The sequence below is a fragment of the Caulobacter sp. GW821-FHT09A05 genome (assembly GCF_059418465.1).
The window spans coordinates 45740-56005 of record NZ_JBWKPX010000031.1; the positions used below are offsets into that span (position 1 = coordinate 45740).

A 10266-nucleotide genomic window follows, 5' to 3' on the forward strand; every position below is an offset into this window, starting at 1 on the left:
GGTGGCCGGGTGCGTTGGTCCTGATCCGCCCTCGGCGGACAGGCCCCGCTTTAAATCCTTGAAGGCGAGCTTGCTCTGGGGTCAGGCCGTGTCAAGGAATTAAGGCGGGGTCGCATCCACGGGCGAATGCTTCACGTGGAACTTTATCAATACCTGAAGCCAACGCAGCGCAGACAAAAGTTCGTGCGGCTGTCCCGTTTCCCCAAACACCCGCAATGCAACTGCGATTTCATCGAGCGCCGTGATCTCATTCCACTCTTGATCGTCCATCATCAGCCTCCCGTCGTCATAGCGGGAGTTTGGGCGCAGGTCGCAGACGGGGGGGTTGCGACCTCTTGGATAGACGAACCATTCACTTTGTCAGCCAATTTAGACCCCTGCGGATACCGATGGGATCAAGGGGTGTGGCTGATGGCGCACCTCGTCAAATTGGGGTCGGACGTATCTCCCTAACGCAAAACGGGCGGCCCCTTTCGGAACCGCCCGCTCGCTTAGCTCATCTCAGAAGCCGGCCACCGATCAGGTGGTGACGGCTTCCTCCGGGGTCACTTCGGTCTTCTTGGACAGGTCTTCGCCGGTTTCCTGGTCGACGACCTTCATCGACAGCTTGGTCTTGCCGCGATCGTCGAAGCCCAGCAGCTTGACCTTCACGATCTGGCCTTCCTTCAGCACGTCCGAGGGCTTGGCCACCCGTTCGTTGCTGATCTGGCTGACGTGGACCAGGCCGTCCTTGGCGCCGAAGAAGTTCACGAAGGCGCCGAAGTCGACGACCTTGACGACCTTGCCGTCGTAGATCGCGCCGACTTCCGCTTCCTGGGTGATCGACTTGATCCAGTCGATCGCGGCCTTGATCTTGGCGCCGTCCGAGGCCGAGACCTTGACCGTGCCTTCGTCGTTGATGTCGACCTTGGCGCCGGTGGTGGCGACGATCTCGCGGATCACCTTGCCGCCGGTGCCGATCACTTCGCGGATCTTGTCGGTCGGGATGGTGATGGTCTCGATCTTGGGCGCGTAGTCGCCGACGTCTTCACGCGGCGCGTCCATGGCCTTGTTCATCTCGCCCAGGATGTGGGCGCGACCGTCCTTGGCCTGGGCCAGGGCCTGCTTCATGATTTCCGGCGTGATGCCGGCGATCTTGATGTCCATCTGCAGCGAGGTCAGGCCCTCGCTGGTGCCGGCCACCTTGAAGTCCATGTCGCCCAGGTGGTCCTCGTCGCCGAGGATGTCGCTGAGGACCGCGAAGCCGTCCTTTTCCAGGATCAGGCCCATGGCGATGCCCGAGACCGGACGGACCAGCGGCACGCCGGCGTCCATCATGGCCAGCGAGCTGCCGCAGACCGTGGCCATCGAGGACGAGCCGTTCGACTCGGTGATCTCGGAGACCAGGCGGATGGTGTAGGGGAAGTCTTCCTTGCTCGGCAGCATCGGGCGCAGGGCGCGCCAGGCCAGCTTGCCGTGGCCGATCTCGCGACGGCCCGGGCTGCCCATGCGGCCGGTTTCGCCGACGCTGTAGGGGGGGAAGTTGTAGTGCAGCAGGAAGGATTCCTTGTAGGTGCCTTCCAGGGCGTCGATGAACTGCTCGTCGTCGCCGGTGCCCAGGGTGGCGACCACGATCGCCTGGGTCTCGCCGCGGGTGAACAGGGCCGAACCGTGGGTGCGCGGCAGGATGCCGACTTCGCCCAGGATCGGACGGACCTTGTCGACGGTGCGGCCGTCGATGCGCAGGCCGGTGTCGAGGATCGCGCGACGCACGACGTCGGCTTCCAGTTCCTTGAACACCGCGCCCAGCTTCAGCGGATCATAGCCGGCCGGATGGTCGTCCGACTTGCCCAGGGCCGCGATGGCCTTCTTCTTGGCCGCGCCGATGGCTTCGTAGCGGTCCTGCTTCTTCTGGATCTTGTAGCCGGCGATGATGTCGTCGCCGACCAGCTTCTTCATCTCGGCCTTCACCGCGTCGGTGTCTTCGGGTTCGAACTCGAAGGGCTCCTTGGCGGCGTGCTCGGCCAGTTCGATGATCGCGTCGATCACCGTCTGCATTTCCTTGTGGGCGAAGTTGACGCCGCCCAGCACGATCTCTTCCGAGAGTTCCTGGATTTCCGACTCGACCATCATCACGGCCTCGGCGGTGCCGGCCACGACCAGGTCCATCTTGCTGTCCTTCAGCTCGTCGAGCGTGGGGTTCAGCACGTACTGGTCATTGACGTAGCCGACGCGGGCGGCGCCGATCGGGCCCATGAACGGGGCGCCCGAAAGCACCAGGGCGGCCGAAGCGGCCACCATGCCCAGGATGTCGGGATCGTTCTCGAGATCGTGCTGCAGCACCGTGACGACGACCTGGACTTCGTTCTTGAAGCCCTTGACGAACAGCGGGCGGATCGGACGGTCGATCAGGCGGGAAACCAGGGTTTCCTTTTCCGAAGGGCGGCCTTCGCGCTTGAAGAAGCCGCCGGGGATCTTGCCGGCCGCGAAGGTCTTTTCCTGATAGTTGACGGTCAGGGGGAAGAAGTCCTGGCCCGGCTTCTGGGTCTTGGCGAACACGGCGGTGGCCAGGACGACGGTTTCGCCCATGGTGGCCAGAACGGCGCCGTCGGCCTGACGGGCGATGCGACCGGTTTCGAGGACCAGCGTCTTGCCGCCCCACTCGATCGTCTTGCGTTTGATATCGAACATTTTTCTTCTTTCGGTTCCCGCGGGCGGATTCCCGTCGGGGGCGGACAGGGGGCGGACGGCCTGCCTTCATAAGCGATGGGCGGCCCGATGATCCTCATCCAGTTCGACAGGCGGGTTTGAGGATGGAAACCCTCGGACGGACATTCGGATGCTTATCCTTGAACGGAAGCGATCCGGATCGACTGCACGTTTCGGCCTGTCTCGAAACGTGAAGCCTGTTCTAGGCCTGGATCATGACGGGCGCCGAAGCCGGAGCCGCCTTCGGCTGTCATGATCCTGAAAAGCGTTCCGCCGCCCTACGCGAGTAGGGCGGCGGAATTGCGTCTTAGCGGCGCAGACCCAGCTTCTCGATGAGAGCCGCGTAACGGGCGGCGTCGGACTTCTTCAGGTGGTCGAGGAGGCTGCGACGCTGGGAAACCATCATCAACAGACCACGACGGCTGTGGTTGTCCTTCTTGTGGGTCTTGAAGTGCTCGGTCAGGTTGGCGATGCGCTCGGAGAGGATCGCGACCTGGACTTCGGCGCTGCCGGTGTCGCCCTCGGAGCGGGCGTGTTCGGCGATGAGAGCGGTCTTGCGCTCGGCAGTGATCGACATCGGGTTGTCTCCGCTCAGGTGAGTTGGAAGACCCGCACCGGATTGAGCTTTCCGGCGCGCATCTCGCACAAGGCCACCAACCGGTCTCCGGACATGGCGGAAACGGTGCGATCGCCGGGCGCGAGCTCGGCTTTCAGCGATTCCACCTGCCTTGGGAGCAGAACGATGGCGCGTCCTTGCGCAAGCCGGAAGGCGTCTTCATCGGTCACGGCCAGCGCCGGGATGTCGTCCAGCGCGGTCTCGACCGGAAGCAATGCCTCCGACAGCCGGGCCTCATAGCTTAAATTCTCGAGGGTTTCCAGGCCTATCGCCGAATCCTCGCTGAACTGGCCGACTCGCGTCCGGCGAAGCTGGTCGACGTGACCGCAGGCGCCGAGCGCCGCGGCCAGGTCGCGGACCACGGCGCGGACATAGGTGCCCTTGCCGCATTCCATCTCCAGTTCGATGTGGTCGACGTCCGGACAGGCGCTCACGCGCAAGCCGTGGACGGTGACCTTGCGGGTTTTCAGCTCGAACTCGACGCCCTCGCGCGCCAGGTCGTAGGCCCGCTCGCCGTCGACCTTGATGGCCGAATAGTTCGGCGGGACCTGGTCGATCTCGCCGATGAAGGCGGGGAGCGCGGCCTCGACCTGTTCGCGGGTCGGGCGCACCTCGCTGCTGGCCGTGGTCTCGCCCTCGCGGTCCAGGGTGGTGGTCGAGCGCCCCCACTGGATCATGAAGCGATAGGCCTTGTCGGCGTCCATCAGGAACGGAACCGTCTTGGTCGCCTCGCCCAGGGCCAGGGGCAGGATCCCGGTGGCCAGGGGGTCGAGCGTGCCCGCATGGCCGGCCTTCTGGGCGTTGAACGCCCGGCGCACGCGGGAGACGGCGCTGGTCGAGGTCAGGTCGTAGGGCTTGTCCAGGCAGACCCAGCCCGAGACGGCGTCGCCCTTCTTGCGGCGGGCCATGCCCTAGTCCTCGTCGCCCAGGTCGTCGGAAACGACATCGGACAGGCGCCGGACGTCCTGCTGCACCCGGGGATCGTCGAACAGCCGGTCCATGTAGGCGGCCGAGTTGAAGCTCTCGTCGTGGATGAACTTCAGGTCGGGGGTGAACTTCATGTCGATCGACTTGCCCAGGCGACCGCGCAGGAACCGCGCCACGCGGTTCAGGCCCGCGACCACCTCGTCGGGGCTGCCCGGCGCGACCACGGTGCGCGACGGCGAGGACGGCTCGCGCGCGACCGCCGGCGCCACGCCGGCCCCCAAGGGCTCGACGAAGCAGATGGCGTGCTTGAGGTCGGGGCTCATGCGCACTTCCGAGACCGTGACCGACACGCCCTGCAGGGCGGGGTCGGCCAGTTCCTCCTCGCGCAGGATGTCGACCAGGGCGTGGCGGATCAGTTCGCCGGCGCGGAGCTGGCGTTGCGACGGGCCGACGGGCCCGCCCTTCTTGTTGTCGGAATGGCGCTTCATGGCGCGGTCGCCTCGATGCCCGGCCGGCGGATCGAACGCCGGGTCGCGGGGAGAAATGGGAGGCGGGGTGTCTAGGCGCGTGGAACCGAAAAGTCCAGCGCGGCGGGTTTTCAGGCGCCGGTGCGTTCCTTGAAGAAATCCAGCACCCGCCGATGCGCCTTCAGGGTCTCGCCGCCGGGATCGTCGCGGTCCAGGTGGATCGTCAGCACCGAATGGGGCGCGCGGCCGGTCCCCTTCCGCGCCGAGGCGTCGGCCAGGGTGTGCAGCTCGGCCCGACGACCCAGCTCGCGCTCCAGGGTCTGGAAGCGGGCGCAGGGCGAGAGCTTGTCGTCCGCGAACCGCAGGGCGATCATCGACAGGTCCTCGGCCTCCATCCGCGCCTTGACGACCGCCAGCTCGGCCGGCGAGCAGTCCAGGTCGGCGCCCCGCTTGCGGCCGGCGGGCAGGGACGGCTCGGCCAGCACCGGGGCCACGACCGACGGTTCGGTCATCATCGCCAGGGCGAAGCCGCCGGTGAAGCACATACCCACGGCGCCCACGCCCTTGCCGCCGCATTCGGCGTGGACCTGGCGGGCCAGCGCCCGCAGCCAGTCGACGAACGGACTGGAGCGGCCGGCCGCCCAGAGGCTGAACTCGCGCCCCACGCAGGCCAGCCTCACGATCATGGCGTTGATGTAGAGGTCGGAGACCGGCCTGCCCGGCTCGCCGAACAGGCTGGGGCAGAACACCGTCATGCCCTCGGCCGCCACGTCGCGGGCGAAGTCCAGCACGCCGGGATGCAGGCCGGGGATCTCGTGGATGATGATCACCGCCGGGCCCGACCCGGCGCGATAGACCGGCCGCGTCCACCGGCCGTCGTCGAACTCGAACCGCGTGAAGCCCGCCAGCGCCCCATCGTTGCTTTTCGGCATGTCCGCCCCCTGTCCTTGCGCGGAGCATGGCACGGGGCGGACGCCGTTCTCAAAGGAAACCGGTCAGCCCGGCCCGTTGCCGCCGGTCCAGTCTTCCATCGGGTCGGGCAGGTTTCCGCCCGGCAGCTTCCACTCGCCCCGGTACGAGAAGTCCAGCGTGCCGCACAGCCTGGTCTGCCCGCCCTTGGGGTCGTCGCCGAACGCCTGGACGCGCAGGTCGCGATGGACGGCCAGCCGGCTGAAGCTCAGCCACAGGCGCTTGGCCCCCGGGCAGAAGGCGCGGATGTAGATCTTGCCCTGCTCGAACTTGGGATCGATCTCGTACAGCGCCGCGTCGGCGTCGGCGCCGCTCATGGCCTTCAGCCCGCCCGGGCCCAGGTCCTTCTCGCGGCCGTCGATCAATCGTCCCTGCACCGGCACCCCGGTGGCCAGCACCTTCACGACCCGCGTGCCCGTCAGCTTCTTGTCAAACAGCACGGTCAGGCCCGCGCCGGTCAGCCGCTTGGCGTCGGCCGAGATCGGATCGTAGGAGTACATCTTGCGCTCGGCGTGGGCCGCGCCCGCCGCTGCGGTCGCCAGGCACGCCAGCCCAAGCCCCAGCGCGACCTTCAGGCTCGTCCGGCGAGCGGTCCCCGACACCCCTGGCCTCACAGCTTCAGACGCAGCTTCGCCGTTTCGGGATCGAAGCCCGACAGCCGCCAGGTGCCGCCCTCCAGCGTGAAGGTCAGCAGGCAGGGGCCGCTCTTGGTCTTGGCCGCGCAGACCTGGTCGGAGCCGATATAGCGCAGGCCGGCGGCGATGGTCAGGCGGTCGGGGATCGGCTTGTCGGGGGTGTAGCCGTAGTAGTTGGCCGCGTAGCGGAAGGTCTCGGGCTGGACCAGGGCCTCGCCGGCGATGTCGGCGGCCGGTCCGGCCAGGGCGACGGCCGCCGCCTGCCAGCCGCCGCTCATGGTCGAGCCGCGCGCCTTGCGCACCAGCTCGCTCTCGATCTGGCCTTTCAGGGCCGGGCGGTCGACGCGGGCGTCGAAGGCGGCGTGGTCGTTGTTGCGGATCGCCACCAGCAGGGCGTGGACGTCGCCGGCCGCGTCGTAGCGGGTGGCGGTCGCACAGGCCGACAGCGAGACGGCGGCGAGGCTGACGGCGAGAAGGGCTCGAATGCGCATGACTCTAGGCGTAGGCCCGAAATCGGGCGATTTCCAGTCCGGGCGTCAAGCCGTGAGGATGTCGAGCCTTCGCCGGCGTCCAGCCGTGACGAGCGCCTTGTCGACGGTAACCAGGGTCGCCTCCAGCCGGATCGCCAGTTCGAGATAGGCCGCATCATAGAGGGTCAGATCCTCGGCGCGGGAAAGCGCCGAGGTTGCGCCCCAAGCCTGCGCATCGGTTTGAGAATCGATCGTGATCGGAAAAGCCGCCAGATCATTCAGGGCCTGATCAACGAACGCCACATCGCAACGGCCCCGTCTGACGGCGTTGCGAAGGACGTTGGCCACTTCAAGTCGCCAGAGGGACGGCACATGAGCGCCCTCCTCGACCACGCGGCGCATGATCGCTTGGGCCGCGTCGGTGGTTTCGTCGCGCAGGATGCTCGCGATGGTCAAAGACGCGTCGAGCACCAGCATCACCCTCGCCGGCCCTCGTCGATCAATTCACGGATCGTGACGTCGCCCAAGGTGACGCCCTTACTGTTCTCGATGATCCGCTCCAGGGCCGCCAGGGCGTTGGCGCGCGCCTGGGCCTGGGCGTCTGATCGACGAATGACGATATCGCCGTCCTTGGCCTCCACCTCGACCTGCTCACCGGAGATCAGGCCGGCGGCGCGGGCGACTTCCAAAGGCACGCGGACGGCCAAGCTCTTGCCCCAGGTTCCGACGGTGACGCGGCTCATCATCGCGCTCCGAATTTGAGATATCCCAGCATATCTTCAAACGAGACATGAGCCAAGCCAGAAGGGCCGAACTCTCTGACGGCGCCCAATGAAAAAGGGCGCGGACCTCACGGTCCGCGCCCTCGTCTCGCCCAGGCCCCAGCAGACCTTAGTCCAGCTGGCGCTTGATCTCCTCGACGGTGAAGCACTCGATCACGTCGCCGACCTTGATGTCCTGGAAGCCCGCGAACATCATGCCGCACTCCTGGCCGGACGGGACCTCGTTGACCTCGTCCTTGAAGCGCTTGAGCGTCTGCAGCGTGCCCAGTTCCAGAACGACGATGTCGTTGCGGATGATCCGGACCTTGGCGCCCTTGCGGACCACGCCCTCGGTGACACGGCAGCCGGCGACCTTGCCGACCTTGGAGATGTCGAAGGCCTGCAGGACTTCGGCGTTGCCGAGGAAGGTTTCGCGCTGGATCGGGGCCAGCATGCCCGAGAGCACGCCTTTGATGTCGTCCAGCAGGTCGTAGATGATCGCGTAGTAGCGGATCTCGACGCCCTCGCGCTCGGCCAGCGCCCGCGCCTGGGCCGAAGCCCGGACGTTGAAGCCGATCAGCGGCGCGCCGGCGCCCTTGGCCAGCATCACGTCGCTTTCGCTGATCGCGCCGGCGCCCGACAGGATGATCCGCGCGCGAACCTCGTCGGTGGCCATCTGCTCCAGCGAGCCGATGATCGCCTCGGCCGAGCCCTGCACGTCGGCCTTGATGACCAGCGGCAGCTCGCGCAGCTTCTTGTCCTGCAGCTTGGCCATCATGTCGGCCATGCTGGTGGCGCCCGCGCCGACCGGGTGCATCGACTTCTCGCGCTTGAGACGGATGCGGTACTCGGTCAGTTCGCGAGCCCGCGCCTCGTTCTCGACGACGGCGAAGCTGTCGCCGGGCGAGGGCACGCCGTCCAGGCCGAGGATCTCGACCGGGGTGGCGGGACCGGCTTCGGTCAGTTGCTCGTTGCGCTCGTTCAGCAGGGCGCGAACCCGGCCGAACTGGCTGCCGGCCACGACGATGTCGCCGCGCTTCAGCGTGCCGCGATTGACCAGGACGGTGGAGACCGCGCCGCGGCCCTTGTCCAGCTTGGCCTCGATCACCACGCCGTCGGCGGTGCGGTCGGGGTTGGCCTTCAGGTCCAGCACCTCGGCCTGCAGCAGGATGCGCTCGATCAGCTCGTCCAGGCCCTGGCCGGTCTTGGCCGAGACCTCGACGATCTGGGTGTCGCCACCCAGGCTTTCGACGACGATCTCGTGTTGCAGCAGCTCATTGACGACCCGGGTCGGGTCGGCGCCGGGCTTGTCCATCTTGTTGACGGCCACGATGATCGGCACGTTGGCGGCCCGGGCGTGTTTGATCGCCTCGACCGTCTGGGGCATGACGCCGTCGTCGCCGGCCACCACCAGGATCACCAGGTCGGTGATGTTGGCGCCGCGCGCCCGCATCTGCGAGAAGGCCGCGTGGCCCGGGGTGTCGAGGAAGGTGACCTTCTGGCCATTTTCCAGACGCACCTGGTAGGCGCCGATGTGCTGGGTGATGCCGCCGTGCTCGCCGCCGGCCACGTCGGCCTTGCGCAGCGCGTCCAGCAGGCTGGTCTTGCCGTGGTCGACGTGACCCATGACCGTGACGACCGGGGGCCGGGGCTCCAGGTGATCGTCGATGTCCTCGGCGCCGATGAAGCCTTCTTCGACGTCGGCTTCCGACACGCGCTTGACGGTGTGGCCGAACTCGGTGGCCACCAGCTCGGCGGTGTCGTTGTCGATGACGTCGTTGATCTTCAGCATCACGCCCTGACGCATCAGGAACTTGATGATGTCGACGCCGCGCACGGCCATCCGGTTGGACAGTTCCTGCACGGTGATGACGTCGGGAATGACGACCTCACGCGCCACGCGGGCCTGTTCGGCCACGCCGCCGCGGCGCTTTTCCTTCTCGCGTTCGCGGGCCCGGCGAACCGAGGCCAGCGAGCGCATGCGGTCGGCGGAGTCTCCGTCGCCGGCCACGGTCTGGATCGTCAGGCGGCCTTCGCGGCGCTGCGGGGCGCCCTTGGCGCGGCTGACCGCCTTGCCGGGGGCCGCGGCCTTGCGGCGATCATCCTCGTCGTCCGGCTTGCGGCCGACGTCGCCGCCGGGGCGCGGGGCCGAGCGCGTGGCGCGCTGGATCTCGGGAGTGGCCGGAGCCGAGGCCGGAACGCCGGGGCGGGCGCCGCGCGGGCCGCCGGGACCCGGACGGGCGCCGGGCGCCGGGCGCGGGGCCAGGGCCGAATAGCGGACGGTCTGGGTCGGGCGGTCGCCTTGCGGACGGTCGCCCTGGGGACGATCGCCTTGCGGGCGGTCACCCTGCGGACGGTCGTTGCGGAAGCCGCCCTCGGGACGGGGACCACGCGACGGGCCGCCGGCGTCGGGACGCGGGGTGCGCTGGTTGTACGGGCCGTCCTGGCGCGGGGCGCGCTGGTTGAAGGGCCGGTCCGCGAAATTGGGTCGATCACCCTGGGGACGGTCGCCTTGCGGACGGTCTCCCTGGGGACGATCGCCGCTCGGGCCCGGACGGTAGGTGGTGGTCGACGAGCGGTCGTCGCGGCGATCGCGGCTGGGCTCGTAGGTGCGGGTCTGGCCGGGGGCCGGGGTCGGGGCCGGGCGCGGGGCCTCGGCACGGACCGGCGGCGCGACGGGCGCCGGAGCCTGGGGCGCGGGCGCGACCGGAGCCTGGGCGACCGGAGCCGGGG

The 10266-nt window shown here is 68.0% G+C and carries 11 protein-coding genes; all 11 read right to left on the reverse strand.

Annotated features, from left to right (window positions below; genetic code table 11):
- Window positions 1-99: 99 nt before the first annotated feature.
- On the reverse strand, window positions 100-270 hold the full coding sequence (locus tag AC07NX_RS22025; protein WP_494644730.1) for a hypothetical protein: 171 nt from the start codon (window positions 268-270) through the stop codon (window positions 100-102).
- 249 nt (window positions 271-519) lie between these two features.
- Entirely contained in the window at window positions 520-2670 is a 2151-nt protein-coding gene (gene pnp / locus AC07NX_RS22030; RefSeq protein ID WP_494644732.1) for a polyribonucleotide nucleotidyltransferase, read from the reverse strand.
- A 325-nt stretch (window positions 2671-2995) separates the two neighbouring features.
- Entirely contained in the window at window positions 2996-3265 is a 270-nt protein-coding gene (rpsO, locus tag AC07NX_RS22035) for a 30S ribosomal protein S15 (RefSeq protein ID WP_035081309.1), read from the reverse strand.
- Between the two features lie 14 nt (window positions 3266-3279).
- Window positions 3280-4212, reverse strand: coding sequence for a tRNA pseudouridine(55) synthase TruB (truB, locus tag AC07NX_RS22040; protein ID WP_494644735.1), 933 nt, complete (start codon window positions 4210-4212; stop codon window positions 3280-3282).
- A 3-nt stretch (window positions 4213-4215) separates the two neighbouring features.
- On the reverse strand, window positions 4216-4719 hold the full coding sequence (gene rbfA / locus AC07NX_RS22045; protein ID WP_494644737.1) for a 30S ribosome-binding factor RbfA: 504 nt from the start codon (window positions 4717-4719) through the stop codon (window positions 4216-4218).
- A 110-nt stretch (window positions 4720-4829) separates the two neighbouring features.
- Window positions 4830-5630, reverse strand: coding sequence for a dienelactone hydrolase family protein (locus AC07NX_RS22050; protein ID WP_494644738.1), 801 nt, complete (start codon window positions 5628-5630; stop codon window positions 4830-4832).
- A 63-nt stretch (window positions 5631-5693) separates the two neighbouring features.
- Window positions 5694-6269 (reverse strand): hypothetical protein, encoded by a 576-nt coding sequence (locus tag AC07NX_RS22055; RefSeq protein ID WP_494644740.1) that lies wholly within the window; start codon window positions 6267-6269, stop codon window positions 5694-5696.
- A gap of 8 nt (window positions 6270-6277) precedes the next feature.
- Window positions 6278-6793, reverse strand: a complete 516-nt coding sequence (locus AC07NX_RS22060) for a DUF2939 domain-containing protein (protein WP_494644741.1) — start codon at window positions 6791-6793, stop codon at window positions 6278-6280.
- 45 nt (window positions 6794-6838) lie between these two features.
- Window positions 6839-7249, reverse strand: coding sequence for a type II toxin-antitoxin system VapC family toxin (locus AC07NX_RS22065; protein ID WP_494644743.1), 411 nt, complete (start codon window positions 7247-7249; stop codon window positions 6839-6841).
- Window positions 7249-7515: an AbrB/MazE/SpoVT family DNA-binding domain-containing protein gene (locus AC07NX_RS22070; protein WP_494644745.1), complete on the reverse strand. Its 267-nt coding sequence runs from the start codon at window positions 7513-7515 to the stop codon at window positions 7249-7251. Before AC07NX_RS22070 ends, AC07NX_RS22065 begins: the two co-directional genes overlap by 1 nt.
- A gap of 148 nt (window positions 7516-7663) precedes the next feature.
- The coding region (gene infB / locus AC07NX_RS22075; RefSeq protein WP_494644747.1) for a translation initiation factor IF-2 at window positions 7664-10266 on the reverse strand (2603 nt) is incomplete at its 5' end.